Raw genomic sequence first — 26,658 nt, forward strand, 5'->3', positions numbered from 1 at the left:
GGTCAGTGCGCCGCCACGACCACCGCGTCGGCCGGCAGGCCGGCGAGCCGGGCCGGCCGCACGACCACGAGCAGGACCGCCATGGCCGCCACCATTCCGCCCGCCACCACCAGGGCCATCGCCACCGCGCCGGTGCCGAGCATCCCCACCAGGGGCGCGGCCACCGCGCCGACGCCGAACTGCACCGCGCCGAGCAGGGCCGACGCCGTGCCCGCCGCCTCACCGTGCCGGGACAGGGCCAGGGCCGGCGCGTTCGGCATCGCCAGCCCCGCCGCCGCGAGCACCACCCACAGCGAGCCCAGCAGGCTCGCCAGCCCACCCAGGCCGGTCGCGGCGAAGACGAGCAGCGCCAGCCCGGCCACGGTCCCCACGCCCAGGGACGCGACGAGGATCCGCTGCGGTGAGTGGCGACGCAGCAGCCGCACGTTGAACTGGGTCGCCCCGATCAGCCCGACCGCGCCCGCCCCGAAGGCCAGCCCGAACTGCTGCTCGTCCAGGCCGTACTGCTCCTGCAGGACGAACGACGACCCGGCCACGTACGCGAACAGCGCCGCCATGGCCAGGCCGGCGACCAGCACCAGGCCGACGAACGTGCGGTCGCGCAGCAGCGAGCCGTAGACGGCCAGGGTGGCCAGCGCCCCGCCGCGCCGACGCCGCTCGGCCGGCAGCGTCTCGCGCAGGCCGAACACGGCGACCACGACGAGCACCGCCCCGAAGACGGCCAGGGCCACGAACACGCCCCGCCAGTCCGTCCAGCGCAGCAGCCCGCCGCCGAGGGTCGGCGCGAGGACCGGCGCGGCCCCCATGACCAGCAGCAGCCGGGACAGCAGCGTGGCGAAGGCCGCGCCGCTGAACAGGTCGCGGACCACGGCCATCGCGACCACCGAGGCCGCCGCGACGCCGAGGCCCTGCACCACCCGCAGCGCGCCGAGGACGGCGACGCTCGGCGCGACCACGCAGAGCACCGACGCCACGACGTGCAGCGCGATGCCGGCGATCAGCGGCTTGCGCCGGCCGACGGCGTCCGACAGCGGGCCGATCAGCAACTGGCCGACGGCGAGGCCGGCGAGCGTGCCGGTGAGGGTCAACTGGACCGCCGCCGACGTGGTCTGGAACTCGGCGACGAGCGCCGGGAAGGTGGGCAGGTACATGTCGATGGTCAGCGGGCCCACCGCGATCAGCGAGCCGAGCACGAGGACGAGCCGCAGGCGCTGCCGGCGTCCCATCGCGTCGCCCGGCGTCGGCGGGGCCGCCGGTGCGAGGGTGGCGGCCTTCATCGGGACGCCCCGGCGTGGCCGGCGCGCAGCCGGGCGGGAAATGATGCAACGGTCACAACAGGCTCCAAATCCGGAGCCCGGCATCTGATTCCCCGTCCGGCGACAGGTAACACAGGTCACAGCCTGGCGGGCCCCCCACGAACGGTACGGGCGCGGGGGGCCCGCCGGGCATCAGACGGTCGAGCAGGTGGCGCCGTTGAGGGTGAACGCGGACGGTTTGCCGGCGTTGCCGGTGTGGTCCGCCTGGAACCCGATGTCCACCGACCCGTTCGGGGCGAGGCTGCCGTTGTAGGAGACGTTGCGGGCGGTCACCGCGCCGCTGGCGGGGGTGTAGGTGGCGTTCCAGCCGCCGGTGATGCTCTGCCCGGCCGGCAGCGTGAACGCCAGGGCCCAGCCGTTGACGGTCGTGGCGCTGGTGTTGGTGATCGTGACGGACGCGGTCAGGCCGGTGCTCCAGGCGTTGACCGTGTACGCCACCCGGCACGCCCCGGGCGCCGGGGGCGTGGTGGGCGGCGGGGTGGGCGGCGGAGGGGTGGTGGGCGGAGGCGTCGTGGGCGGGGGCGTGGTCGGCGGGGGCGTCGTCGTCGGGGGCGTGCCGCCGATGCTGCCCGGCACCGCGCGCAGCGCGTTGTACCAGGCGGTGGCCATCTTGCCGTAGCCCGTCGCGTTGGGGTGGATGCCGTCGGCGAGGTCGGCGTAGGTCAGCGCGCTGCCGATGTCCACGAGGTGCACGCGGCGGCCGGCGTTGACCTTGCTCTGCACGATGCCCGGGATGGCCGCGTTGTACGTCCGCACCGCGTTCTCGGTGCCGGACCGCGGGATGATCGTCGCGACGAAGACGTCCGCCGACGGCGCGGTCGAGGTGATGCGGTCGATCAGCGTGGACAGGCGGGACGCGGCGGCGGTCGGGTCGCCGTACATGTCGTTGGTGCCGATGTGCAGCAGCACCGTGCGGGGGGTCGTCGCCCGCAGCCAGTTGACGACGTTGGCGTCGACCTGGGAGATCGTCCACCCCGAGTGGCCCTCGTGGTCGTGGTCGCCGAGGCTGGCCGGCCCGTTGAACATCGAGCCGACGAAGTCGATCCGGTAGCCGCCGGCGGCGAACTTCTGCCACAGGTCGATGCGGTAGCCGCCGGGGACGTTGAAGCCGTCCGTGATCGAGTCGCCGAGCGGCATCACCCGGACGCCGCCGTTGGACTCGGCGTTGGCGGGGGCGATCGCGAACGCGACGGCGGTGGCGACGACCGCCATGACGGCCGCCGCGGCGCCGAACAGGCGAGTTCTTCGTGTCATGCGTATCCTCCCGATGGTGGTTGCCCGGGCGAGGGACGCGCCGGGGCGGGGTGCGGAATCCGGGCGCGGCGGTGGCCCCGTCGAGGTCCGCCCACGGACGGCGGACGAGGATGACCGGAGGCGCGGCGGGTCGGCGCGCCTCCGCAACTGCCGGATACGGCGCGGGAAGGCCAACCGTCGGCAGTGCCCGTGCGGCTGCGCCGCCGGCCCCGGTGTCCGGGCGGACGACCGGCGGCCCGTGGCTGGAGCGTGCCCTTCACCCTGGCCGCCGACACCATAACGTGTTACCGCTAACACCCACAATGGATCGTCAGCCGGCGATACTTCCAGGCCCCGGCCCGGGCCCTCACCCGCCCGGCGTGGACGGGCTCGGCGGCGGGGTCGACGGTTCGCCCGACGCCGGCGGGGACGCCTGCGGCGTCGAGCCTGCCGCGTTCAGCGGCCCGTCAAACACCACCGCCGGCCGTTCGGCGTCGCGCACCCGGTGGGAGACCTCCATGCGCAGCCGCGCCGCGTCGGCGGGGACGACGAAGGCGTAGTTGAGCCGCCGCACCGCCCCCGCCTCCACGGTCGGGCCGGCGTTCGGGTACTCCGGGTCGGGCACGACGATCGCCTGGGTCACCTGGTCGTCCACCAGGCCCCGGAAGGAGAACTCGTTGACGTCCAGCGCCCCGGGGCGGCCGTTGGCGAGGCTGGCGATCACCACCGCGTACCAGGCGCCCCGGAGCTGGACCCGCTGCGGCGCGGCGAGGGTGAGCGTGACGCCGTCGGGCCAGGCGTACGTCTGCCCGAAGGCCAGCCGGGCCGTCACCGTCACCGGACCCGACGGGCCGGGGTCCGGCGGCGGCGGGATGGCCGGGCCGGGCCGGCCGGCGTCGACGGGCAGCCACCGGCAGTAGTTGGTGACGGCCACCTCCGCCGGGTCGGCGCGCCCCACCTCGCCGCGCCGGGTCCCGTCGTAGAGCACCTGGCCCAGGGCGCGCAGCCCCGGCGCGCCGGAGCCGGCGGCCCGCCGGCCCACCTCGACGTTGACGATCGCCCGCTGGTCGACCAGCAGCAGGCGGCTGTGCCCGGTCTGCGCGAACCGGCAGGCGTCGGCGGCGGCGACGGTGCCGGCGGCCGGCGGGGGCGCGGCGGCGGCGACCTGCTCCGGCACCAACGCCCCGCCCCGGCCGGGCAGCAGCCCGTTCGTGGCCAGCCACATCCCGACGACCGGCCCGGCGTAGCCGAGCACGACCAGCCCGGCCACGGCGGCCACGACGGCCCGGGGCCAGCCCCGGCCCCGGCGCGCCCCGGCCGGCCCGGCGGGGTGGCCCTGCGGCCACCGCGCGCCACGCCGCCGTGCCAGCCGGGCCACCGCCGCCACGAGCGTGCCGGCCACGACCGCCGCGGCCAGGCCGAACACCCCGACCACGGTGTACGCGCTGCCGATGGCGAGCACGCCCTGGTAGACGCTGCCGCAGCCGACGCCCAGACAGAGCCGGACGAAGGTGACCGTGAGCAGCACCGACATCAGCGCGTAGCCGGTGAGCACCGCCGCGACGAGGGCGTGCGCCGGGCCGAGCCCGACGTCGGCCCGGCCGCCGAGAGCGGCGGCGACGAACGCGACCACGAGTTGCCCGAGGGCGACCGCGCCGAGCAGCGCGTAGACGTTGAGCAGCGCCCGCTGGTAGCTGCCCGGGTCCAGCTCCCGGCCCAGCCAGGTCGCCGCCGCCGGCAGCAGCCGCCCGGAGCTGGCCTCGTCGACGGCCAGCGCCACGACGAAGACCAGCGCGGGCGGCAGCAGCGCCGCCGCGGGCCGCAGCCGCGGCCGGGGCAGGGCCGTGCGGTCGGCGCGGTCGAGGCGCAGCGCCCGCGGGGTCCCGCCGCGCCGCACGGCGGCCGTCAGCGGGTACGCCGCCGCGGCGAGCAGCGGCAGCAGCACCCACGGGTCCAGCGCGCTGCCGAACACGCCGACGGGCAGCGCGAAAGGCTCCCCGGTGCCGGCCACCGAGGTCGCCGTCGACCAGGCGGTCAGGCCCGCGCCGAAGGCGAGCGCGGCCAGCGCCTGCCCCACGCGTACCGCCGGGGTCAGGGTGCGGCCGGCCGCCGACGGCAGCCACGCCGCCGCCGAGGCCACCGACCAGCGGGCGAACAGCAGGCAGCCCAGGGCGAGCAGCGCCAGCGCGAGCACGCCCTGCGCCGGGACCTGCCGCAGGATCGACGGCCAGGCCCCGTCGTCGCCCAGCGGCGCGGCGACGAGTTCGCCGCCGGCGATGCCGGCGGCCAGCGCCAGGCCGGGCCGCACGCCGGTGGGCAGCGGCGTGCCGGTCACCAGGGACACGAGGGCCTGCCGCCACAGGCCGGTGCCGACGACGGTGACGGCCAGCGCGCCGAGCAGCGCCGTGGCCAGCAGCAGGCCGTGCAGCCGGTCGCCGCCGAGCAGGTTGGTGGTGATGGCGCTCAGGTACGGCAGCGAGACGCCGACGGTCACGCCGGCCGCCAGCGCCTCGACGGTCCCGGCGCGCAGCAGCGCCTCGGGCCGGCGGACCACGTCGCCGCGGTCCTCGTTGGTCGGGTGCAGCCGCAGCAGCCGCCACCAGGCGCGCCGCGCCGGGCCGAACGGCCCGCCCGCCGGTGGCCTGCGCTCCGGGAACGCCGGCGGGTGGAACGGCGGGTCGGCGCGGCCGGGGCCGGCCACGGACGCGCGCACGTCGGCGTGGTGCTCCCGGGCGCGGATCACCGCGGCCCGCACGAGCCAGAGGAGGGCGACCGCGACGGCGAGCCGCCACCCGACGGGCCACAGCAGGGCGGGGGCCCGGACGGCCACGAACGCCAGCAGGGGCGCGGCCACCACCAGCACGAACGCCCAGCCGCTGAGCAGCGCCAGGACGGTGCGGTCGACGTCGCGGTTGCGCAGGTGGGCGAGTTCGTGCCGGACCACCGCCCGCAGCGCCAGCAGGCCGTCGTCGCTGGTGTCGTGCAGCAGGCCCCGGTTGAGGCGTACGTGGTAGTGGGGGTGGCAGCCGAAGGCCCGCCCGCCCGGCCCGGTGCGGTACGGGTTGACGACGAACCGGGGCGGGCGGGCCAGCCTCGCCTCGTCGACCAGCCGGGCGATCTCCCGAGCCGCGACCGGGTACACGGCCGGGTCGAGGGGGCGAAGTCCCTGCCGGCGGATCAGCCGGCGGGGGTGGCGTCGGTAGCCGACGAACATCGCGGTCGCCACCAGCGCCGCCGCACCCAGGCCGACGCCCGCCCGGCGGACGTTGACCGCCGAGTTGCAGGCCAGGTAGCCGTCGGTGACCCGCTGCGGCGACGCGGTCGCGGCGGCGGTGTCGGCGGCGGCGACGCACCGCCGGTAGCTGCCCTCCCAGCCGGTCAGGCCGCCGGCCACGGCGTCGTAGGTGTAGGCGGCGGCGCTGAGGGTCAGCGTCATCAGCAGCAGGAACAGGGCGGTGGTGGCGGGCGGGAGGGTGAACGGGTTCAGCCGTGCCCGGTCGGTGGCCGGGTCCGCTACGGCCGGGCGTTCCACCGCTTCACCAGCGCGGCGGCGATGTCGGCGGCGAGGGCCTCGGGCGCGCCCCGGTCGGCGGCGCGCCGCGTCGCCAGCGCCCTGATCCGCTCCTCCTGCCCGGACGGGATCGGCGGGGCGGTGGTGTCCTCGCCGACGGTGGGGCCGCGGAACGGCCACCAGCCCGCCGCCCGGTAGCGGCGTCCGGCGGCCTTCGCGCCGGTGACGACGAGGTCCTTGCAGATGTCCACGACGACCGCTGCGGCGAGCACCCCCACCGCGTTGCCCGCCTCCTCCCAGCCGGCGGCGGTGGGCTCCGCGCCGGACCGTCCCGCCCGGCGGGCGGCTGCGGGGTCGCGCAGGTAGGCGGTCGCCACGAAGTCGAAGTCCGACAACTCGTCCGGTGCCACCTCCGCGACGATGTCGCGGGCGATGTCGATGACCTTGCGCTGTGCTGTGACCGGCACCGTGTTCTCCCCTGAATCCGGAGTCAGGGGGAGCGTGGCAGAGCGGCGCGGGGCGAGGTGTCGGCTGACCGACACCTCCCGCGCGTTCGCCGGATCGGCCGACCGTCGACGCGGCCGATCGGGTGGCGGCTCCCGGCCGGGCCGCGGCTCCCGCTCGGTCGGCGGGCCTGTCGCTCGCCGACGGGCGCGGCTACCGCCCGCCGTGCCGGCGGACACCCCGCGCGCCGACCAGTGCGAGGGCGACCAGCGCCAGCGCCACCGCGACGCCGCCCACCACAAGGGATGCGGTGCCGCCGCGCCCGGCCCGGTCCCCGGAGCCGGGTCCGGAGGCCGCGCGGTCGCCGGCACCGTCGAGGCGGTCGTCCGCGCCACGGTCGGCGGCGCGAGCGGTCGGCGGTGGTGCGTTCCGGCGCGCGGACGGGGTCGGGGTCGGGCCGGGGGTCAGGGCGTAGCGCAGGATCCTCGGCCGCGTCCCGGGTGGCTGGTTCGCCGTCTCCGAGACCGTGAGCAGGGACCGGCCGTCGGGGCTGTAGCTCACCGACTCGCCCTGCGGTTCGTCGGGCAGGGCGACGCTGCGCGGCCGGCCGGTGGTGAGCGCCGCGACGAGATCGCCGTCGGCGACGTCGAACTCGAAGGCGTCGGCGTAGGTGCGCAGCACCACCCGCCGCCCGTCGGGCGCGCTCGCCCCGCCGGTGACCACCCGCCGCCCCAGGAAGGAGTACGGGTTGCGGGTCGTGGTGGACGGCAGCCGCACCTGCCCGACCCGGGCCAGCGGCACCGTCCTGTCCGCCCGCAGCGGCGCGGCCGGGCGGTACAGCCCCGCGCTGCCGCCCTGCTTCGTCACGATGACGGGCCGCCCGGCGCCGTCGACCAGGAGGGCCTCCGCGTCGTGGGCCCCGTCCGGGTACGTCATCCGGTGCAGCACCGGGCGGGCCGCCCCGGGCGGCAGCCGCCACAGGGCGACGGTCCGACGGGCCCGGTCGTTGTCGCCGATGTCGGCGACCCAGATCGTGCCGTCCGCGCCCACGGCCAGGTCCTCGGTGTCGCGGGGCCGCGACGGGTAGCGCACCGCCCGCACCACCCGGCAGCGGGCGTCGAGGAAGAAGATTTGGCGGCGGGACTCCTCGTCGGCGCCGTCGTTGACCACGACGAACCCGTCGTCGGTGGCGACCAGGCCGGATATCTCGGTCAACCGGCCGTCGCGGATGTCGCACACCGGCCGGCCCACCGGTGGCGCGGGCCGGGTGCCGGGTCCGGCCAGCGCGACGCCGGGGGCGAGGGCGAGGGCGGTGGCCGCCGCGGCTGCGGCCGCCGGCCACCGCCACCGAGGGCGCCGGATCGATCCGGGGTTGGTCACCCCCGCATCATCCCGGCCACACCGTCCATCGGGGAATCCCGGTGCCGCCGGCTACTGCCCCACCTGGCACGCGGCCCCGTTGAGCGCGAAGTCGTCGGGGCGCGGGTTGCTCGTGCCGGAGCTGGCCTGGAAGCCGAAGCTCGCCGTGGCGCCCTGCGGCAGGCTGGCGTTCCAGTCGACGTTGCGTGCGGTGACGCCGGCCCCGGACTGGGTGACCTGCGCGTTCCAGGCGCTGGTGATCCGCTGCCCGGCGGCGAACGACCAGGTCAACGCCCACCCGTTCAGCGCCGGCCCACGGTTGGTGACCCGCACCTCCGCCGTGAATCCGCCGGTCCACTGGTTGGGCGTCCAGCTCACCAGGCAGGTGGCCGGCGCACCGGTGGGCGGGGGCGTCGTGGGCTGGGTGGTCGGCGGCGCGGTCGTCGGCGGGGGCGTCGTGGTGGGCGGGGGCGTGGTGTCGCGCGGCGGGAAGCGCAGGATCCGGTCGTCGGTCGCCGCCGGCGAGCCGCGCCCGTCGCGGTTGCTGGTGGCGACCCAGAGCCACCCGTCCGGGCCGTACTCGACCGTGCGCAGCCGCCCGTACGCGCCCACCAGCTCGGCGACCGGGGTGCCCGCGCCGCCGACGCCGTCGAGTGGCACGTTCCACAGCCGGGTCCCGCGCAGCGCGGCGACGAAGAGGCGGTTGCCGGCGATCGTCGCGCCGCTCGGGGACGCCTCGGCGGTCGTCCAGACCAGCAGCGGGTCGCGGAAGCGGGGGTCGTTGCCCCGGCCCTCCACCGTCGGCCAGCCGTAGTTGCCGCCGGCGACGACGAGGTTGACCTCGTCCCAGGTGCTCTGCCCGAACTCGGTGGCGTAGAGCCTGCCCTGGGCGTCCCAGGCCAGGCCCTGCACGTTGCGGTGGCCGAGGCTGTAGACGAGCGACCCGGGGAACGGGTTGTCCGGCGGGACGGACCCGTCCGGCCGCATCCGCAGGATCTTGCCGTTGCGGCTGGCCGGGTTCTGCGCGTTGGCGGTCTGCCCCGCGTCACCGACGCCGGCGTAGAGCAGACCGTCCGGGCCGAACGCGATGCGTCCGCCGTCGTGGTTGCTGGCCCGGGCCAGACCGGTGAGGATCGGCGTCTGGGTCTGCGGGGCGGTGAGCCGGAACCGGACGATCCGGTTGTCCGTGGCGGTGGTGAGGTAGACGTAGACGTAGCCGTCCTGGGCGTACGTCGGTGAGACGGCGAGGCCGAGCAGGCCGCCCTCGCCGACCGGGGTGACGCCGGAGATCTGGGCCACGGTCTCGGGCGGCTGACCGGGCCGCACCCGCAGCACCTGGGCGGAGTTGCGCAGCGTCACCAGCGCGCTGCCGTCGGGCAGGAAGTCCATCCCCCAGGGCACGGTCAGGCCGCTGGCGGCGACCTGCGGGCGGCCGAGGTCGAAGTCGCCGACGGCCAGGGCGACGTTGGCCGCCGGGCGGGGGCCGCCGGACGACGGCGGATCGGCGAGGGCGGCGGCGCCGGCGCCGCTCGCCGCGAGACCCGCCACGACCGCCGCCACCATCATCGACGGGATTCTCACGGCATACCCCTCCAAACCAGTCAGCCATCACCGTCAATATATCCGGCCGGCGGGAAGTACGACAGACAGCGACGCGGGCGACCGCGTCGGGCGGGGGCCGGCATCGGCCCGGTCGAGGGGACCGGCTCGACCGGGCCGGTGCCCGCCGCCTCCGGTCAGGCCGCGCCGCGCCTGACGACCGCTTCGGCCCCGGCGGTCAGGCCGGCGTACCGGCCCTGGTGGTAGAGCAGCGGCGAGCCGACGTCGTCGTGCCGGAGCAGCTCCGGCTCGGCCAGCACGATGGCGTGGTCGCCGACGGTCACCCGGTCGACCACCCGGCACAGCAGCCAGGCCAGGGTGTCGTCGAGGACGGGCACCCCCTGCGGTCCGGGGTGCCAGCGGGTCGGCGCGGCGAACCGGTCGATGCCGCTGGTGGCGAAGGTCCGGGCCAGCTCCTGCTGCCGGTGGGCGAGCAGGTGCACCCCCACGTGCCGGGCCTTCGCCATGGCGGGCCAGCTCGACGAGCGCAGGTTCAGGCAGAACGAGACGATCGGTGGCGTCAGCGAGACCGAGGTGAACGAGGTGGCGGTGAAGCCGGCCGTCGGCGGGCCGGGCGCGGTGACCACGACGACGGTGCTGGCCTGGTGGCGCAGCAGCGTACGCAGCGCGTCGGCGTCGGCGTCGGTCGGCGGGGCGTCCAGGGGTGTGGTCATGAGCTGGCCTCCGGTGTGCGGGGTCGGTTGGTCACCAGGCGCTGTGTTGCACCGCGACGATCGGTGCCGGCGGCGCGCCGAGGCGCAGGCGCTCGAGGAAGCCGACGATCTCCGCGGCCACGGACCGGTGTTGCAGGTCGTTGAGGACGTCGTGGTGGGCGCCCCGGACCACCGACAACCGCGCCAGCGGCAGGGCACGCGCCAGCCGGGTCAGCCGGTCCCGGTCGGCGTACGGGTCGGCGTCCCCCACCAGCAGCAGGTGCTCCACCCCGGCCCGGCCGGCGTACGCGGCGTCGAGCAGCGGCGCGGGCAGCGCCTCGGCGAGGGTGCCCGGATGCACCGACGGGTCGTCGCTGAGCACGCCCCGGTGCACCGCGCAGTGCGTGCGGGTGTCGAGCTCGTCGGCCCAGTCGCCGGGGCGGTGGGCGGCCTGGCCGGGCAGTCCGGCCAGCACGACGGCGGCCGGCCACCACACCGCGTCGGGGTCGGCGCGGGTGACGAGGGCGGCCACGACGGCGGCGCCCGTGTCGGCGCCGACGAGCACCAGCGGGCGTACCGGGCCGTCGGCGTCGGTCTCCTCGGCCGCGTCGGCGCCGGTGCCCGTGACCGCGTCGGCGAGCACGGACGCGAACCGGTCCAGGGAGCCGGCGACGTCGGCGTCGTCGACGATGGGGCTGGGCACCACCCGCACCCGGTAGGAGTCGGCGGCCAGCCGGCGGCCGAGACGCGCGTAGCTGGCCTGGCTCTCGCCGCGTCCGGGGACGACGAGGACCGTGCCCCGGACCCGCAGCTCGGCGGGGCCGGTGAAGTCGAGGTAGTCGGCCATGAGGGGCCCTTTCTCCGGGGAGGCGGCTCAGGTGGCGGGGACGGCGGCGACGAGGGCTCCGGCGGCGTCCGGCGCGGCGGTCGACCGGCCGAGGACGCGGTCGAGCACGGCGGCGGCGCCGCCGGCCGGCAGGGTCGCTCCCCGCCAGGCCACGTGCTGGTCGGGGCGCACGAGCACGGCGCCGCCGGGGTAGATGTCGCGGGCCGCGCCGTGGGTGAGGTGCACGACGGACAGGCGCAGGTCCCGCGCGGCGGCCTCGGCACCGAAGGCGTGCGCGACGCCCTCGCCCCCGTCGCCGACCAGCAGGCCGAAGTCGTCGCCGAGCCGGTCGTAGAGGGTGTCGCCCCACGGGTCGACGTAGGCGTCGGGTGCCCGGTGTCCGGGGCGCGGGTCGTCGGCGTACGTGTCGGCAGCCCAGGGGGGCTCGGAGGTGAGCTGGTCCGGTTCGTACCAGATGACGCCGGAGGCGTCGTAGCGCTCGTCGTAGACGACGCCGGGCGCGTCCCCGCCGCGGTCGCCGGTGAGCAACGCGCCGATCTCGGCGCGGCGGTGGGCCGCCTCGGGACCCGTGTCGGCGTCGTCGGGCACGCCGATCTCGCGGATCAGGCGCAGGGTGGCGCGGGTGCGGCGGGCGCGGTCGAGGGCGTGGTCGGCGACCCGCCAGTTGTGCGGGCGCCGCTCGTGGTCGTAGGAGTCCAGCAGCGCGTCGGCGCCGTGACCGGCGAGGACGGCGGCGAGCTTCCAGCCGAGGTTGACCACGTCGCCGAACCCCTCGCCGAGGTTGCCGCCGGGGGTGCGCACGTGGGCGGCGTCGCCGGCGAGCAGCACCCGGCCGGCGCGGAACGTCTCGGCGATGCGGGTGGCCTGGTAGAAGGAGGTAACCGAGGCAAGCTCCAGGTCGAGGTCGACCCCGAACGCCGCGCGGGCGATGGCCAGCAGTTCGGCCTCGGCGGGCTGGGCGTCCAGCGGGTACGGGCCGGCGTACACCCGCCACTCGCGGGTGCTGATCGCGGCGAGGAACCCCGACGCCCGCTGGTTGAACACGATGTTCGTGCCACTCGGGGCGGGGCCGAGGCGGTCGGTGGCGTCGCTGGTGCGGACCACGAGGCGGAACATCTTCTCGTCGGCGTACTCGCCCTCGCGGGCGATGCCGGCGAGGCGGCGCACGGTGCTGCCGCCACCGTCGGCGCCGACGACGTACGCGGACCGGACCGTGCGGGTCTCGCCGGTGTCCGTGGACACGACGGTGACGTCCACGCCGTCGCCGGTGTCGCGCAGCGCGTCGACCCGCCAGCCGCCACTGACGGGCACGTCGCGTTGACGCAGGTGGTCGAGGAAGACCCGCTGTAGGGCGGTCTGCGGTCGGCGGATCGGCCGGGCGAGGGAGAACCGGGCGCGCTCGGCGTCGGCGGCCGGGCGGGGCGCGAGGTCGTGGCCCACGAGGGAGGTGGCCAGGCGGACGCCCCGGTTCCACTCGGGCGGGAAGGTCCACTCGGCGCGGATGCGGTGCAGCAGCCCCCACCGGCGGAAGTGCTCCACGACGCGGGGCGAGTGTCCCATCGCGCCAGCGCGGACGAGGGCGGCGGAGCGGGCGGCGTCGACGACGGCGACCGGCACGCCCCGGGCGGCGAGTTCGACGGCGGCGGCGAGCCCCACCGGGCCCGCCCCGACGACGAGGACGCCGGTGCTCGCCGGTGGCGTGGTCGACGGGAAGTGGACGGTGTGCACGTCCCGGCCGCCGGTGACGGTGTGCTGTTCGGGCATGGCGCAGTCTCCTTAGGCGTCGGTGGCAGAGTGCGCGGCGGAGTGCAGCAGGTCGCGCAGCGCAGCGCGTCGGGCGCGGTCGGCGGCGGCGGAGCGCAACGTGGGCGCGGAGCCGACGAGCAGGCGGGTGTAGGGGTGCCGGGGTGCGTTGACGACGGTCCGGGCGGGGCCGACCTCGACGATCTGGCCCTGGTAGAGCACGGCGATCCGGTCGGCGACGCCGACGACGGAGCCGAGGTCGTGGGAAATGAACAGCAGTGCGGTGCCGGCGTCGCGCAGTTGTTTGAGCAGTTCGAGGGCCCGTACCCGGTTGGCCGAGTCCAGGGCGCTGACGGGCTCGTCGAGGATGACCAGCTCCGGGTCGGTGACCAGGGCCCGGGCCACGGCGACCCGTTGGCGCTGGCCGCCGGACAGCTCGCCGGGAAGCCGGGACAGCAGGGCGGCGTCCAGATGCACGCGGGCGAGCTGCGCGCGGACCCGTTCGGCGGCGTCTGCGCGGGTCCGGCCGGCGATGAGCAGCGGTTCGGCCAGGGACTCCGCGACGCTCAGGTCGGGATCGAGACTGCGCAGCGGGTCCTGGAAGACGTACTGCAGGACGCCCCGGCGGCGCAGGGCCCGCCACCGGCGGGCGGAGTGGCCGGTGACGTCCTCGCCGGCCACCACGATGCGACCGGCGGAGGGGCGGACCAGGCCGAGGACGGCGCGGGCGAGGGTCGACTTGCCGGAGCCGGTCTCGCCGATGACGCCCACGGTCTCGCCGGGCGCGACCGACAGGGTGGCGGCGCGCAGCGCGTGCAGGCGCCCGTGCCGGCGGCGGTAGTGCACGTCGAGGCCGGTCACGTCGAGGACGGGCCGGGTCGTCGGGTCAGGCGACATGGTCTAGCTCCTTGGCGGGGCCGGCGGCGACCTCGTCCACCCGGGTGCCGCGGGCGCGGGGGACAGCCAGCCCGGGTTCGTCGAGGAAGCGGTCGAGGCCGTACTGCTCGTGCTCGGCGATGAGCAGCCTGGTGTACTCGTGTCGGGGGCGGAACAGGATGTCGGCCGTGGGACCCTGCTCGACGACCTCGCCGGCCCGCATGACGAGCACCTCGTCGCAGAGCTGTGCCACGACGGCCAGGTCGTGGGAGACGACGACGAGCGCGAGCCCGGCGCGTTCCCGCAACTCGGCGAGGAGGTCGAGGATCTCGGCCTGCACGGTGACGTCGAGGGCGGTGGTGGCCTCGTCGGCGATGAGGACCTGCGGGTCGGCCGCGATCGCCGTGCCGATCAGGACCCGTTGCAGCATCCCGCCGGACAGTTCGTGCGGGTACTGCTGGTAGACCCCCTCGGGGTCGCGCAGCCGCAAGGTGGCCAGCAGCTCGACGGCCCGCCGCCGGGCCTCCCGCGCCCTGAGCCCCCGCTTGACCCGCAGCACCTCGGCGATCTGCACGCCGACGCGCAGCGACGGGTTGAGGTAGGAGGCGGGGTCCTGGAAGACGGCACTCACGGTCGCGCCGCGCAGGTCCGTCCACTCCCGCCGGGTCAGGCCGGCGACGTCCCGGCCGGCGAGGTGGATCGTGCCGCCGGCCACCGTGAAGTGCTCCGGCAGGATGCCGAGGACGGCGCGGCAGGTGAGGGTCTTGCCGCTGCCGGACTCCCCCACGATGCCCACCGCCCGACCGGGGGTCAGGGAGAACGACACCCCGCGCACGACGTCCCGGTCCCCCACGGCGTCGTGGATGCGCACGTCGCGCAGGGTCAGCACCTCGTCGGTCATCAGACGCCCCTTCCCGTGGCGGCGAGCCGGCCGCGGATCGTCCTGGTGTTCAGCAGCGCGCGGCCGGCCTCGCCGGAGACGTCGCGGATCGCGTCGGCGAGCAGGTTGCACGCCCACACGGTGGCCATGATCAGCACGGTCGGCGCGAGCGGCGCCCACGGCCGGTAGCTGAGGTAGCCGAGGTCGGAGGCGAGCACCCCGCCCCAGGTGGGGGCCGGCGGGCGTACGCCGATGCCGAGGAACGTCAGGCTGGACACCACGACGAAGCCGACGCCGGCGGTGTTGGCCAGCGCGATCGCGATGGGCGGGAGCACCTTGGCCCAGACGTGCCGACGCACGACCCAGCCGACCGACGCGCCGGAGATGACCGCCGCCTCGACGTACGGGGATTGGGCGACCGCCAGCGTCGCCGCCCGGGACACCCGGAAGAACAGCGGCGAGACCATGATGCCGACGGTGAACATCGCCTGCGGGATGCCGTTGCCGAGCAGGGCGGTCACCGCGACGGCGAACACCAGGAACGGCAGCGCGATCAGGGTGTCGGCCAGCCGCAGGGTCACCCATTCGAACCCGCGACCCAGGTAGACCGACAGGATGCCGGGCACGACGCCGACGACGAGCGCCATCAGGGTGACCTGCACGGCGCCCAGGACGCTGAGCCGGGAGCCGGCCAGCAGCCGGCTGAGCACGTCGCGGCCGAGGTAGTCGGTGCCGAGCAGGTGCCGCGCCGACGGCGAGGCGAGGATGTCGGCGCCGCCGGCGAGGGGGTCCTGCGGGGCCAGCAGCGGCCCGAACACCGCCAGCAGCGCGATCGCGGCGAGGATGCCCACGGCGATGCGGCCGGAGGTGAGGCCGAGGATCCGGCGGAGCACGTCAGACTCCTCTCGCCGACGCCGGGGTGACCCGGCTCAGGACGATGTTGACCAGCAGGTTGAACACGACGACGAGCACGATCGAGACGACCAGGACGCCCTGTACGGCGGGGACGTCGCCGCGCTGGGCCGAGTTGGCGGCGAACTGGCCGAACCCGGGCATCCCGAAGATGGCCTCGGTGACGACCGCGCCGCCGAGCAGGTTGGGGAACTTCATCCCGAGCACGGTGAGCGCGGGACCGATGCCGTTGCGCAGCACGTGCCGGAAGAAGATCCGCCGGGGGCCGAGTCCGCGCACCACGGCCCCGGTGACGTAGTTCTCCCGGTAGGCCGCGACGAGCCCGGCCCGCAGTTGCCGGGCGACGTCGGAGACGGTGTCGAAGCTGAGCGCGATCGCCGGCAGGGTGATGTGCGCCAGCCAGACGCCCAGCCCCCGGTCCGCCGGCGCGTAGCCGGCGGACGGGAACCAGCCGAGCCCGACCGCGAACACCGCGACCAGGATGATGCCGACGACGAACGACGGCATCACCGACACGACGGTCATGAACCCGGTGATGGTCCGGTCGACCCAGGTGGTGCGCCGCAGCGCCGCGAGAACGCCGAAGCCGAACCCGAACACGACGCCGATGAGCAACGCGAGCCCGGCGACGGACAGGCTGATCACCGCGCCCTCGACGAGCAGCCGGGAGATGTCGGCACCGTTGTGCCAACTGGTGCCGAGGTCGCCGGAGAGCACGTCGCCGAACCAGTCGAGGTACTGGGTGAGGAAGGGCCGGTCCAGGCCCCACTGGTGCTCGATGCGGGCGATGGACTCCGGGGTGGCCGACTCGCCGAGTTGCAGTTGCGCCGGGCTGAGGCCGCTGAGTGCGCGCAGCGCGAACGTCACGAACGTCGCCACACCGAACACGGGGACGAAGATCGCCACCGAGCGGGCGATCCCGGCCGCGGTGCGGCCCAGGGCCCGGCGCAGCCGGACGCCGCTCACGGCGTCACCTTGACGCCGGTCCAGTGCAGTTGCCCGGGGACGGCCGGCAACGCGGACAGCTTGGTGCTCTTGACCAGGATGTTCGGCTGCGAGTAGGTGAAGACCAGCGCCCGGCTGGCCAGCCCGGCGCGGGTGGCCGCCTGGAGGTTGCGGGCGTAGTCGGGCGACTGCAGGGGCGTACGGCGGGCCAGGGAGACGGCCTCGGCGAAGCCGTCGGGCTCGTACGGGGTGCTCAGGTTGAGCGGGCCGTTCGGGCCGAAGTGGGCGGTCAGGGTCTGCACCGGGGATTCGCGGCCGGTGGTGCCGTATAGCGAAAGGGTGAGGTCCTTGGCGAAGAACGGCGTGGACCAGTTCGGGTCGACCTTGATGGCGACGTCGATGCCGACGGCGCCGAGCTGGGACTGGACGATCTCGGCGGCCGTCGACTGGGCCGAGACGACCAGGTCGATCTTGATCTGGCCGGGGGTGTAGCCGGCCTCGGCGAGCAGCCTGCGGGCCCGGTCCGGGTCATGGGGGTAGCGGTTGGCCGACTGCTCGTCGTAGGCGACGTAGCCCGGGGGGAACGGCTGGTCGGTGGCCTTGCCGTAGCCGAAGGTGACCTTGTCGACGAACTCCTGGCGGTTGACGGCGTGCCGCACGGCGTCGACGACCTTCGGGTTGTCGAACGGCTTCTTGTTGACGTTCAGGCTGATGTTCGCCGCGTTGAAGCCGGGCTGGAAGACCACGTCGAGCCCGGCGGCCTTGGCCGGTTTCACCTGGGTGGGGTCGAGGTACGCGAGGTCGTAGACGCCGGTCTGCACGCTGGAGACGACGGTGGCGGCGTCGGGTGCGGCGTGCAGCTCCACCCGGTCGATGTGGATGTTCGCGGCGTTCCAGTAGTCCGGGTTCTTCGCGAGGTAGACGTGCGAACCGGGGACGTTCTCGGTGACGACGAACGGGCCCGCGCCGACCGGGGACTGGTCCAGCTTGGCCGGGTCCTGGGCGGCCTTCGGGCTGGTGATCTGCGCGACGCGCTGGCCCAGCAGCAGCGGGATCTGGTAATCCACCTGGGTGAGCCGGACGACGACGTCGAGCTCGCCGCGGGTGGTGACCTCCTTGATCGAGGTGAGGTCGCCGAACAGGGCCGAGTTCTGCTGCGTCTTGGCGCGTTCGAGATAGCTCTTGACCGCCTCGGCGTCGAGCTGCTCGCCGTCGGTGAACTTCAGGCCGGGCCGCAGGTGGAACGTCACCTCGTCGCCGGTGGCGTTGTAGTCCCAGCCCTGGGCCAGGCCGGGCGCCGCCCTGCCCGACTCGTCGATCTCGGTCAGGGACGAGTACGCCAGGGAGAGGATGCGGAACTGGGCGCCGCTGCCGCTGACGACGGGATCCCAGTGGGCCGGCAGGGCCACCGCCCACCGCAGGGTGGGCGCGCCGCCGGAGCCGCCGGCGTCGGTGGCGCAGCCGGTCAGCACCAGGGCGAGCGCCGCCCCGAGCGCGGCGGCCCATCTCGTACGTCGTGCGATGGTCATGGTGGTGCCCTTCTGGATCGTGTCGGGGGCGGTCACGGGACGCGGCTGAGATCGGCGGGGGTGGGGCGCGCGGCGGCCCTGCGGCCAGCGGTGTGCCTGTTCTCGGGGATCGGCAGGCCGAGGTTGCCGCGCAGGGTGCTCGCCGCGTAACCGCTGCGCACGACGCCGCGTTCGCGCAGGATGGGCAGGACGGCGTCGGTGAACCGGGCGAACTCGCTGGGCACGGTGACGCTGACGTTGATTCCGTCGAGGGCGCCGGCGCGGAACCACCGCTCGATCTCGTTCGCCACGGTCAGCGGCGAGCCAACGAACGGCGAGCGCTGGGAGTCGAGCAGGTGCTGCACGGTCTGCCGGAGGGTGAATCCGTTGTCCCGGGCGAGCTTCTTGATCCGCTCGGCCTGGGTCTTGAAGCTGCGGTCGCCCGCGTCGCCGACGGCCGGGAAGGGCGCGTCGAGGTCGTAGCGGGAGAAGTCGTGCCAGCCGAAGGGACGGCCTAGCTCGGCCAGCGCCCGGTCGAAGCTCTTGCCGTCGCGCAGCGCGCGCTCCTTCTCCCTGGCCTCGGCGTCGGTGTCGGCCACGACGAGACTGATGCCGGGGAAGATGAGGACCTGCCCGGGGTCGCGGCCCTTCGCCGCCGCCCGGGCGCGGACGTCGCGGGCGAACGCCTGCCCCTGCTCGACGGTCTGGGCGTGCGTGAAGATCGCGTCGCCGACGGCGGCGCCCAGATCGCGTCCCTCGTCGGAGTCGCCGGCCTGGAAGATGACCGGCTGGCCCTGCGGGGACCGTTCGATGTTGAGCGGCCCGACGACGGAGAAGTGCTCTCCCACGTGGTGCAGGGCGTGCTGCCGGGACCGGTCGAAGAAGACGCCCCGCTCCTTGTCCCGGGGGAAGGCGTCGTCCTCGTAGGAGTCCCAGAGCCCCTGCACGACGCGCACGTGCTCCAGGGCGCGGCCGTAGCGGGTGGCGTAGTCGTAGTGTTCGGCACGGCCGTAGTTGCCGGCGGTGCCGCCGTCTCCGGTCGCCACGACGTTCCAGCCGGCCCGGCCGCCGCTGATCAGGTCGAGGGACGCCAGGCGGCGGGCGACGTTGAAGGGATCGTTGTAGGAGGTGGTGAGCGTGCCGACCAGCCCAATGTGGGTGGTGTGCACGGCGAGGGCGGACAGCAGGGTCAGCGGCTCCAGCCGGTTGAGGTAGTGGTGCGGCGAGTCCGGGGTGATGAACTGGCTGTCGACGATGAAGACCAGGTCGAACCCGGCCGCCTCCGCCTGCTGGGCCCGGGCGATGTACCAGCGGATGTCGACGCTGGCGTCGCCGGGGATCTCCGGGTCCAGCCACGTGTGGTGCTGGCCGGGGCCGCCGACGCCGAGCAGGACGGCGCCCAGCTTGAGGGTCTTTTCGGTCATGAGGGTGCCTTTTCGGTCAGGAGGGTGCATGCGGGGACCACGCCGACGCCCGCCGGGCAGGGCCCGGCGTCGGGCGGAACGGTCGTGGGGATGCGAGCCGTCGGCCCGCCGGGGCCGGCGGGCGGTACGGGTGTGGGCGGGGTGCTCGCGACGGTGCGGGGCCCCGGAGGATCAACGCGCAGGCGGTGCGGGCGCCTCGCAGGGCGGGCGCGGCGGTGCGACTCGCTCGATCAGCGACGTCGCCGGTTCAGCAACAGAGCGTTGCGCGGCTGCGTGCGTTGTCGAGCCAGCGGCGACGTGTCAGCTTCACGGCGGCTCTCCGACTCATGGGCCCAAGCCTGCCCCTGAGCAGGGCCGATGTCCAACAACGGATCGTGATGGGGACCCATCACGACTCCTGATCGTTGTTCACGTTCTGTGAAACACTGTTCATAATCTGCGGCTCCCCCGCTCCTAGACTGACCAGCCATGAGCCGCATCCTGAACATCGCCCCGCTGCGCAGCTTCGTCGCTGTCGCGGACTGTGGCGGCTTCCAGCGCGCGGCGACCGCGCTCTACCTGAGTCAGGGGGCGGTGAGCCAGCACGTGCGCCGGCTGGAGGCCGCGATCGGGCGGCCACTCGTGCAGCGGCAGGGGCGCGGTTCGCGCTTCACCGCCGACGGGGAGGTCCTGCTGCGCCAGGCCCGGCTGATCCTCGCCGCGCACGACGAGACGCTACGCGGCTTCGGCGTCGAGCCCGAGCAGACCCTGGTCGTCGGCTCGACCGAGCATGCCGCCGCGCAGTTGCTGCCGGAGCTGACCGCGGCGCTGGCGCAGACGTTCCCCGACTGGCGCGTGCGGTTCCGCATCGACCGGGGCGCACCGCTGCGCTCCGCGCTCGCCGACGGCCGCATCGACCTCGCGCTGCTGCTCGGCCGCGCGGAGCAGCCCGACGCGCGGATCGTCGGCGAGCTGGACCTGACCTGGTATTCGGCCCCCGACTGGCGGTGGCCGCCCCGGGACGAGCCGATCCCGCTGGTGGCCTTCGACGCCCCCTGCGCGCTGCGCACCCGGGCGTTGGACACCCTCGCCGCGCACGGTCTGCCCGCCGAGGTCGGCTCCGAGGCGGCCTACCTGGCCGGTGTGCAGGCGGCGGTGCAGGCCGGGCTGGGCGTCGGCCTGATGGCCACGCTCGGGCAGACCCCCCAGGGCCTGGTCGCCCGCGACGACCTGCCGGTGCCGCAGCCGCTGGAGCTGTCCGTGTGGGCGCGCCGGGGGCTGCGTTCCGACGTGCCCGACGGGGCCGCCGACGCGCTGCGCCGCCTGCTGTCCGCGACCCAGGGGCGTCCGCCGTCGGACGCGCCCGTCCTCGCCGCGCAAGGAGCCCGATGAGCATCGTGCACGTTCCCGCCGAGTCCTTCGACGGCGACCTCGTCCGCACACCCAGCGGCGTCCTGCTGCCGGCCGACATCGACCCGTTCCACCGGCGGCTGCACCGGATCGCGCCGGACGGGCTCGTCGGGCAGACCACGCAGACGCCTGGGATGAGACGCCTGGAGGCGGTCAGCGGCAAGACCGTCGGCGCCCGCAACCTGTGGATGGGGCAGACCCACGTGCCGGGCGCAACGGCGTCGGCCAATCACCACCACGGTGCCTCCGAGACGGCGATCTTCGTCGTCTCCGGAACGCCGGCCTTCGTCTTCCTCGATCTGGAGAGCGAGGATCCGGTGGAGACGCGCCTCCAGGCCGGTCCGGGCGACTACATCTTCGTCCCGCCCTACGTGCCGCATCGGGAGGAGAACCCGGACCCGGAGGTCGAGGCGGTGGTGGTGATCGCGCGGACGACCCAGGAGGCGATCGTCGTCAACCTCGACGCGCTCGACTGGTCGCAGGTCCGCGCCGGCTGACCGCGGGGCGGCCCTCGCGGTCCCGCGCCGCGATAATGGGTTCCGCGACGCCGCGTACCCGGAGGTCATGGTGGGCCAGGAGGACATCCGCCGACGCAACCTCGGCGCCCTGCTGCGCCACGTCCACCTGGACGGCCCGGTGTCCCGGGCGGCGCTGGGCGAACGGATGGGTCTCAACCGCAGCACCATCGGGGCGTTGACGGCGGATCTCGCCGCCGTGGGCCTGGTCCGCGAGGAGACGCCGACGGAGACCGGGCGCGCGGGCCGGCCGTCGCTGCTGGTGCGGCCCGAGCCCGGCCGGGCGTACGTGCTGGCGTTCGACGTCGCCGTGGACTGGCTGTTCGCCGCCCGGATCGGGCTGGGCGGGGTGATCCTGGACCGGCGACGGGCGGCGCGGCCCCGGGCCGGCCCGGACCTCGACCGGGTGGTCGAGGTGCTCGCCCGGTTCGGTCGCCAACTGCGGGAGTCGGCCCCGCCGGGCTCGACGTGCGTCGGCGTCGGCGCGTCGTACTGCGGGATGATCCGGCCGGGCGACGGCATGGTCCGCTTCGGGCCGGACCTGGGCTGGGTGGACCAGGCGTTCGGCGTCGAGCTCGGCCGCCGGCTCGGGTTCGGCCCGCCGGTGTCGGTGGGCAACGAGGCCCACCTCGGGGCGGTGGCCGAGCAGCAGCGCGGGGCGGGCGTCGGCTTCCGGAACCTGGTCTACCTGCACGGCGATGTCGGCGTGGGCGGCGGGATCATCGTCGGCGGGAAGCTGCTCGACGGTGAGGGTGGCTACGGCTGCGAGCTGGGGCACATGGTGGTCAACCCGTACGACGGGCGGCCGTGCGGGTGCGGCTCCCGTGGGTGCCTGGAGGCGGAGGTGGGCGAGCGGGCGTTGCTCGACGCCGCCGGGCGGCCCGCCGGGCTGTTCGGCCGTGACGCCCTGCGGGACGTGGTGGCCGACGCCGACGGCGGCGACCCGGCGGCCCGGGAGGCGCTGCGCCGCATCGGCGACTGGCTCGGCATCGGGGTGGCGAACCTGATCAACCTGTTCAACCCCGGCGTGGTGATCTTCGGCGGGATGCTGCGCGACGTGTATCCGGGCGCGGCGGAGCCGGTCCGCGCCCGGATCGCCAGCAACGTGCTGCCGGTGGCCCGGGAGCGGGTGCGGCTGCGCACCTGCGCGCTCGGTGACGACGCCACCCTCGTCGGCGCCGCCGAACTCGGCTTCGCGCGGCTGCTGGCCGACCCGCTGGGCGCGCTCGCCCGCACCGCCGCGCCGCCCGTGGCGGAGCCCGCCGGGGCGCGGGGAGCCGAGCCGCGGCGGGCCGGGGCGGCAGGCCGTCGCGCCGCCCCGGCCCGGCGGTTCAGAAGGTGACGGTACGGCCGCCGAGGGTGACGACGAGCCGGCCGTCGGAGGCGAACGACCACTTCAGGGCGCCGGAGTAGTTGGCGCACCGGGAGCCGTTCGCGCCGGTCCAGAACTGGTTGGAACTGTCGACGTTGCCGACGGTCTTGTCGTTGGACCCGCTGCCGCTGCGGCACGAGGTGTTGCTGCGGAACACCGAGGTGCCCGCGTCGAACGAGAAGTTCCGCTCGGTGTTGTCGATGCTGATGTTGTTCGAGATCGACATCGAGCCCGGGTTGCGGTTGTACGTGAAGCCGTGCTTGCCGTTGCGGAAGGCGATCGTCCGGCGCACGGTGTGGTTGACGGCGATGTCCTCGCCGCCGAGCTTGAAGCCGTTGCGGTCGCCGTTGCCCGCCTGACTGCCGTCGCTGAGGGTGCCGTTGTTGTAGGCGAGGGAGTCCTCGATGGTCACCGGGCCGATCGCCCCCGTGTCGCTCTTGGTATAGAGGTCCCAGCCGTCGTCGATGTTGTTGTGGGACACGGCGTAGCGGAAGACGTTGCCGCTTCCGACGGTCAGCTTGGCCGCGAACCCGTCGGCGTCCTCGCCGTCGGAGTCGCGGTTGTCGTGCGACTCGGCGCTCAGGACGAGGTTGTTGGCCGGCCACTGGTCGCGGGGCGTGTCGGAGGCGATGCGCGAGATCTGCAGTCCGCTGTCGCGGTTGAAGCGGGTGATCGTCCGCTCGATGATGTTGTTGCTGCCGCCGACGAAGATGCCGTTGTCCCCGGCGCGCTCGACGATGATCCCCTGGACGTGCCAGTAGGACCCGTTCAGCGCCAGGCCCCGGTTGGCCGGGTCCTCGCTCATGGCCGAGAAGTTCAGCACCGGCGTCTCGCCCGGGTAGGCGATCAGCTTCTTGCGGGCGCTGGAGGTGCCGTTGTTGCCCGGCGCGACGGTGACCGTCTTGGCGAGGCTGTAGGTGCCGCCGCGCAGGTAGATCGTCCCGCCGGCCGCGACCCGGGTGATCGCCGAGGTGATCGTGGTGGGGTTGGACTGGGTGCCGGCCGCGCCGTCGGCGCCCTGCGGCGAGGCGTAGATCGCGCCGCTGGCGGGCGGGGTCGTCGGGGGCGCAGTGGTCGGCGGCGGGGTGGTGGGCGGCGGCGTCGTCGGCGGGGTCGTCGGCGGGGCGGTGGTGGCCGGCGGCGTGGTCGGGGTGACGCCACCGGCGCAGGTCACGCCGTTGACCGCGAAGCTCGTCGGTGCGGGGTTGCTGCTGTCGTTCCAGGTGCCGTTGAACCCGAACGACGTGGTGGCGTTGGTCGCCAGGTTGCCGTTGTAGCTCACGTTCGACGCCTGCACGGCGCCGCCGCTCTGGCTGAAGTTGGCGCTCCAGCCCTGGGTGACGGTCTGGCCGGCGGTGAACGACCAGGTGACCGTCCACGAGGTCAGCGGGTCGCCGGCGTTGGTGAGGTCGACGTTCGCGCTGAAGCCGCCGCCCCACTGCGAGGCGACCGAGTACGCGACCCGGCAGCCGACCGCCGCCTGGGCCGTTCCGGCGGTGACCACGACGCCGGCGGCGGCGCTGAGCATCGCCGCCGCGACCGTGGAGACCCACAGCGCCCTGCGGCGCTCTCTGCTGTGCATGGTGGTGCTCCTTCACAGGTGTGTCAGACCCCGCGTGCGGGGTTGCCGACACCGGTGCCCGGCCGGTGTGCAGGCGGGACGGGTCACAGGAAAGCGCTTACCCAGGCTAGTGACACGCGCCCGTCCCGTCAATCGGCCAAGCCGGCGGTCACCTGGCGACGGGGAGCCGGCCGTCGCAGCGTACGTCCGGGTCGGCGACCGGCCGCCGGGGCATCATCCAGTCCAGGACCGTCTCCTCCACCGGCCAGCCGTGCACCGACACCACGCTGAACGGCACCCGCGTCGCCTCCGGGCAGAGCACCTGCGACCGGACCCGGCCGTTCGGCAGGAACCGCACCCCGGCGGCCCGGTCCAGCACGACCGTCGACGTGTCGGTGACCGTGATGAGCGCGCCGAGGACCACCTCCGGACCCGCCCGGTCGGCCGGCGTCGGATCCGCGTCGGCGTCCGCGTCGGCGGGGGCCGCCGGAGCCAGCTCGACCGCGGCGGTCGGCAGCACCGGAACCCGGAGGAAGACCGCCCCCATCACCAGCGGCAGCACGGCGGCGACCGCGTAGGCCAGGCCGTGCGTCAGCACCGGGGCGCTCCAGCCGGGGACCGGGCCGGTGAGCAGCACCGCCGCGGCGGGCGGCACCGCCAGCAACGCGGCCGTGGCCAGCTCGCCCTGGCGCAGGGCCGCCCAGATCGCCGGGCCCAGCGCGGTGTACGCCAACACGGCCGCCGCCAGCGGCAGCGCCACGCTCACCAGCAGGATCCGGGTCGGCTGGTCCGGGTGCAGGTAGCGGTTGCGCAGCGCGAGCAGCCAGAGCCCCAGCATCAGCAGCGTCGGCAGGAAGCGGAGCTGCCAGGTCAGCGCCCCCAGCGCGACGGCGCCGGTGAGCACCCAGCCGGGGGTGCGCGCCGTCCCGGAGGCCAACAGCGACCGTTCCGGGTCGAAGCGCTCAGGTGCGCTGAGCCGCAGCAGCCGGCCGAGCACGCCGAACGTGAGCACGACCAGGGGGAACGCCCACACCAGCGCGATCAGCAGGGCGCTGAGCAGGCCGAGCGGGCTGACGTACTGCACCAGGAGCAGCATGGTGGACATGTCCTGCCGGCTGAGCTGCCACAGCCGCAGCACCAGCAGCAGGACGGGGAACGCGGGCAGGAGCGTCAGCAGCCACTGCTGCGCCTGCCGCGCCCCCGCCATGCGGCGCGGCCGGCCCGTCTTGCCGGGGCCGGCGAGGGCCCGGGGTGCGCCGGCGCCGGTAGCGCGATCCTCTCCCACGGCCACTGCCGTACCTCCACCTTCCTCGGCTCGGGCTGCCGCTGCTCCGCGACGGACTGCGGGAGGTTGTACCGCTGCTGCCAGCGCAGGTTCGCGTCGTACGCGTTCTCCCAGGTCGAGTTCTCCTCGTCCTTGGCCGAGGCGTAGAGGGCGAGGTCGACCAGGTCCCGCAGCGCCTCGTTGGGGCCGGTGTTGACGCCCCACCTCTCCTGCGCCGAGGAGCCGATGTCCCAGTGCCGCAGCGGCTTGACGCCCCGCAGGTCGACCGGGAAGCGCTGACCGTCGTCGTCGGGCCGGTCGCCGGTGACGAACCCGGCGAGGATCGCGGCGTCGGTGGTGACCGCGTAGACCTTGCCGTCGTAGAGCAGCTGGACGCAGTCGCTGATCCGGTTGCGGCCGATCGGCTTGGCGCCGGCCTCCCGCAGCCGCTGGGCGGACGTCGAGGTGGTCAGCGTGCAGACCGTCCTCCCGCTCAGGTCCTCCAGGCTGCTCACCTGCTCCGAATCACCGACGCTGTCCAGCGTGATCACCGACTGCTCGGTGTAGAGGTAGGGGGCGGAGAAGACCGCGCCCTCCTCCTCCCGTTGCTTGGTGATGCTGTACGAGGCGATCACCAGGTCGACGGTGACGAACCCGTCTCCGTCGCGGGCCTGGCGGCGGGCCCGGTCCTCGCTCTCGATCGGCAGGAACCGCACCTGGGACCGGTCGAACCCGAGGTAGCCGGCGATCATGAAGGCGATGTCGACGTCGAAGCCCTTCCAGACGTTGTTCGGAAACCGCTGGGAGATGCCGGGCTGGTCGTCCTTGACCCCGATGAGGAGCTGCTGCCTGCCCTTCAGCCCGGCCTGCTCCAGCAGCTCGTCGCGGGTCGGCGGGCCGAACGCGAGCACGATCGGGATCAGCGCCGCCGCGAGGACGGCCAGCGTGACCGCGAGCCCCACCAGCCGGGCCTGCCGGGCCCGCGTGAGGCGCGGCGGGGTGTCCTCCACGGTGGCCGGCCGGGCCGGGCCCGGCTCGCTTGCCTGACTCAACTGCATCCTCCCCCGCCGCACGGCCACGTGACCGGCCCTCCATTGTGAGCCACCGCCGCCGATCGCCGCGAGCCGCCATCCGCCCGCCGACGGGCCGGATACCGGACACGGCGACCGCCGCCGGCCGAGCGGCACCGATTCGGCGGTATCGCCCCGGGCGCGGCGGCGATCGCGAGAGAGGCGATCCCGAGAGAGGCGATCCCGAGAGAGTCGACGCCGACCGACCCGGAAAAGAAGCAGGGCCGTGCCACGATC

At 74.9% G+C, this 26,658-nt stretch carries 21 protein-coding genes; 3 read left to right on the forward strand and 18 right to left on the reverse strand.

The features are described from left to right. Nucleotides 1–2: 2 nt before the first annotated feature. From ACFYWL_RS19980 to ACFYWL_RS20050, 15 genes are all read right to left on the reverse strand, one after another. Nucleotides 3–1,226, reverse strand: coding sequence for a multidrug effflux MFS transporter (locus tag ACFYWL_RS19980; RefSeq protein ID WP_386975016.1), 1,224 nt, complete (start codon nt 1,224–1,226; stop codon nt 3–5). Between the two features lie 222 nt (nt 1,227–1,448). Further along, nucleotides 1,449–2,528 (reverse strand): cellulose binding domain-containing protein, encoded by a 1,080-nt coding sequence (locus tag ACFYWL_RS19985; RefSeq protein ID WP_386975018.1) that lies wholly within the window; start codon nt 2,526–2,528, stop codon nt 1,449–1,451. A gap of 388 nt (nt 2,529–2,916) precedes the next feature. Next, complete coding sequence (locus ACFYWL_RS19990; protein WP_386974747.1) at nt 2,917–6,081, reverse strand: M48 family metalloprotease; 3,165 nt, start codon at nt 6,079–6,081, stop codon at nt 2,917–2,919. After that, complete coding sequence (locus ACFYWL_RS19995; RefSeq protein ID WP_386974749.1) at nt 6,063–6,527, reverse strand: hypothetical protein; 465 nt, start codon at nt 6,525–6,527, stop codon at nt 6,063–6,065. The genes ACFYWL_RS19990 and ACFYWL_RS19995 overlap by 19 nt, the downstream gene beginning before the upstream one ends. A 190-nt stretch (nt 6,528–6,717) precedes the next feature. Beyond that, nucleotides 6,718–7,884 (reverse strand): hypothetical protein, encoded by a 1,167-nt coding sequence (locus ACFYWL_RS20000; protein ID WP_386974751.1) that lies wholly within the window; start codon nt 7,882–7,884, stop codon nt 6,718–6,720. 51 nt (nt 7,885–7,935) lie between these two features. After that, nucleotides 7,936–9,444 carry a PQQ-dependent sugar dehydrogenase gene (locus ACFYWL_RS20005; protein WP_386974753.1) on the reverse strand — a complete coding sequence of 503 codons (1,509 nt, stop codon included), beginning with the start codon at nt 9,442–9,444 and terminating at the stop codon, nt 7,936–7,938. Nucleotides 9,445–9,599: 155 nt separating this feature from the next. Beyond that, the gene (locus tag ACFYWL_RS20010; protein WP_386974755.1) at nt 9,600–10,136 is read right to left on the reverse strand and encodes a flavin reductase family protein; all 537 of its coding nucleotides are present in this window, start codon (nt 10,134–10,136) and stop codon (nt 9,600–9,602) included. 31 nt (nt 10,137–10,167) lie between these two features. Continuing rightward, entirely contained in the window at nt 10,168–10,962 is a 795-nt protein-coding gene (locus ACFYWL_RS20015; protein ID WP_386974757.1) for an alpha/beta hydrolase, read from the reverse strand. 27 nt (nt 10,963–10,989) lie between these two features. Beyond that, a complete protein-coding gene (locus tag ACFYWL_RS20020) occupies nt 10,990–12,726 on the reverse strand; it encodes an FAD-dependent monooxygenase (RefSeq protein WP_386974759.1) in 1,737 nt (578 codons plus the stop codon). Nucleotides 12,727–12,738: 12 nt separating this feature from the next. Further along, entirely contained in the window at nt 12,739–13,602 is an 864-nt protein-coding gene (locus ACFYWL_RS20025; protein WP_386974761.1) for an ABC transporter ATP-binding protein, read from the reverse strand. Next, nucleotides 13,592–14,482 carry an ABC transporter ATP-binding protein gene (locus tag ACFYWL_RS20030; RefSeq protein WP_386974763.1) on the reverse strand — a complete coding sequence of 297 codons (891 nt, stop codon included), beginning with the start codon at nt 14,480–14,482 and terminating at the stop codon, nt 13,592–13,594. The genes ACFYWL_RS20025 and ACFYWL_RS20030 overlap by 11 nt, the downstream gene beginning before the upstream one ends. Next, nucleotides 14,482–15,354, reverse strand: a complete 873-nt coding sequence (locus tag ACFYWL_RS20035; RefSeq protein ID WP_386974765.1) for an ABC transporter permease — start codon at nt 15,352–15,354, stop codon at nt 14,482–14,484. The genes ACFYWL_RS20030 and ACFYWL_RS20035 overlap by 1 nt, the downstream gene beginning before the upstream one ends. A gap of 1 nt (nt 15,355) precedes the next feature. Then, nucleotides 15,356–16,339 (reverse strand): ABC transporter permease, encoded by a 984-nt coding sequence (locus ACFYWL_RS20040; RefSeq protein ID WP_386974767.1) that lies wholly within the window; start codon nt 16,337–16,339, stop codon nt 15,356–15,358. Continuing rightward, nucleotides 16,336–17,883 (reverse strand): ABC transporter substrate-binding protein, encoded by a 1,548-nt coding sequence (locus ACFYWL_RS20045; RefSeq protein WP_386974769.1) that lies wholly within the window; start codon nt 17,881–17,883, stop codon nt 16,336–16,338. The genes ACFYWL_RS20040 and ACFYWL_RS20045 overlap by 4 nt, the downstream gene beginning before the upstream one ends. Beyond that, on the reverse strand, nt 17,880–19,250 hold the full coding sequence (locus ACFYWL_RS20050) for an NtaA/DmoA family FMN-dependent monooxygenase (RefSeq protein ID WP_386974771.1): 1,371 nt from the start codon (nt 19,248–19,250) through the stop codon (nt 17,880–17,882). Before ACFYWL_RS20050 ends, ACFYWL_RS20045 begins: the two co-directional genes overlap by 4 nt. A 468-nt stretch (nt 19,251–19,718) precedes the next feature. On the opposite strand from ACFYWL_RS20050, the gene ACFYWL_RS20055 reads away from it, so the two are divergent. The 3 genes from ACFYWL_RS20055 (at nt 19,719) to ACFYWL_RS20065 (ending at nt 22,496) form a co-directional block, all read left to right on the forward strand. Beyond that, the gene (locus ACFYWL_RS20055) at nt 19,719–20,621 is read left to right on the forward strand and encodes a LysR substrate-binding domain-containing protein (protein ID WP_386974773.1); all 903 of its coding nucleotides are present in this window, start codon (nt 19,719–19,721) and stop codon (nt 20,619–20,621) included. Beyond that, nucleotides 20,618–21,136, forward strand: a complete 519-nt coding sequence (locus ACFYWL_RS20060) for a cupin domain-containing protein (protein WP_386974775.1) — start codon at nt 20,618–20,620, stop codon at nt 21,134–21,136. The genes ACFYWL_RS20055 and ACFYWL_RS20060 overlap by 4 nt, the downstream gene beginning before the upstream one ends. Before the next feature lie 67 nt (nt 21,137–21,203). Then, on the forward strand, nt 21,204–22,496 hold the full coding sequence (locus ACFYWL_RS20065; RefSeq protein ID WP_386974777.1) for an ROK family protein: 1,293 nt from the start codon (nt 21,204–21,206) through the stop codon (nt 22,494–22,496). Here ACFYWL_RS20065 and ACFYWL_RS20070 read toward each other — a convergent pair. The 3 genes from ACFYWL_RS20070 to ACFYWL_RS20080 form a co-directional block, all read right to left on the reverse strand. Further along, on the reverse strand, nt 22,486–24,108 hold the full coding sequence (locus ACFYWL_RS20070) for a cellulose-binding domain-containing protein (protein WP_386974779.1): 1,623 nt from the start codon (nt 24,106–24,108) through the stop codon (nt 22,486–22,488). The genes ACFYWL_RS20065 and ACFYWL_RS20070 overlap by 11 nt on opposite strands. Before the next feature lie 148 nt (nt 24,109–24,256). Then, nucleotides 24,257–25,294, reverse strand: coding sequence for a hypothetical protein (locus tag ACFYWL_RS20075; protein WP_386974781.1), 1,038 nt, complete (start codon nt 25,292–25,294; stop codon nt 24,257–24,259). Further along, nucleotides 25,258–26,403, reverse strand: a complete 1,146-nt coding sequence (locus tag ACFYWL_RS20080; RefSeq protein WP_386974783.1) for a transporter substrate-binding domain-containing protein — start codon at nt 26,401–26,403, stop codon at nt 25,258–25,260. Before ACFYWL_RS20080 ends, ACFYWL_RS20075 begins: the two co-directional genes overlap by 37 nt. Nucleotides 26,404–26,658: the final 255 nt, after the last annotated feature.

It is taken from the genome of Micromonospora sp. NPDC002575, assembly GCF_042889525.1.
Taxonomy (GTDB): Bacteria; Actinomycetota; Actinomycetes; order Mycobacteriales; family Micromonosporaceae; genus Micromonospora; species Micromonospora carbonacea.

Excerpts from the sequence above, each read along its gene's own strand:
- ACFYWL_RS19980 (WP_386975016.1), bottom strand. The coding sequence starts at position 1,226 with ATGGGACGCCGGCAGCGCCTGCGGCTCGTCCTCGTGCTCGGCTCGCTG.
- ACFYWL_RS19985 (WP_386975018.1), bottom strand. The coding sequence starts at position 2,528 with ATGGCGGTCGTCGCCACCGCCGTCGCGTTCGCGATCGCCCCCGCCAAC.
- ACFYWL_RS20010 (WP_386974755.1), bottom strand. The coding sequence starts at position 10,136 with ATGACCACACCCCTGGACGCCCCGCCGACCGACGCCGACGCCGACGCG.
- ACFYWL_RS20015 (WP_386974757.1), bottom strand. The coding sequence starts at position 10,962 with ATGGCCGACTACCTCGACTTCACCGGCCCCGCCGAGCTGCGGGTCCGG.
- ACFYWL_RS20020 (WP_386974759.1), bottom strand. The coding sequence starts at position 12,726 with ATGCCCGAACAGCACACCGTCACCGGCGGCCGGGACGTGCACACCGTC.
- ACFYWL_RS20025 (WP_386974761.1), bottom strand. The coding sequence starts at position 13,602 with ATGTCGCCTGACCCGACGACCCGGCCCGTCCTCGACGTGACCGGCCTC.
- ACFYWL_RS20030 (WP_386974763.1), bottom strand. The coding sequence starts at position 14,482 with ATGACCGACGAGGTGCTGACCCTGCGCGACGTGCGCATCCACGACGCC.
- ACFYWL_RS20050 (WP_386974771.1), bottom strand. The coding sequence starts at position 19,250 with ATGACCGAAAAGACCCTCAAGCTGGGCGCCGTCCTGCTCGGCGTCGGC.
- ACFYWL_RS20055 (WP_386974773.1), top strand. The coding sequence starts at position 19,719 with ATGAGCCGCATCCTGAACATCGCCCCGCTGCGCAGCTTCGTCGCTGTC.
- ACFYWL_RS20060 (WP_386974775.1), top strand. The coding sequence starts at position 20,618 with ATGAGCATCGTGCACGTTCCCGCCGAGTCCTTCGACGGCGACCTCGTC.
- ACFYWL_RS20065 (WP_386974777.1), top strand. The coding sequence starts at position 21,204 with ATGGTGGGCCAGGAGGACATCCGCCGACGCAACCTCGGCGCCCTGCTG.
- ACFYWL_RS20070 (WP_386974779.1), bottom strand. The coding sequence starts at position 24,108 with ATGCACAGCAGAGAGCGCCGCAGGGCGCTGTGGGTCTCCACGGTCGCG.
- ACFYWL_RS20075 (WP_386974781.1), bottom strand. The coding sequence starts at position 25,294 with ATGGCGGGGGCGCGGCAGGCGCAGCAGTGGCTGCTGACGCTCCTGCCC.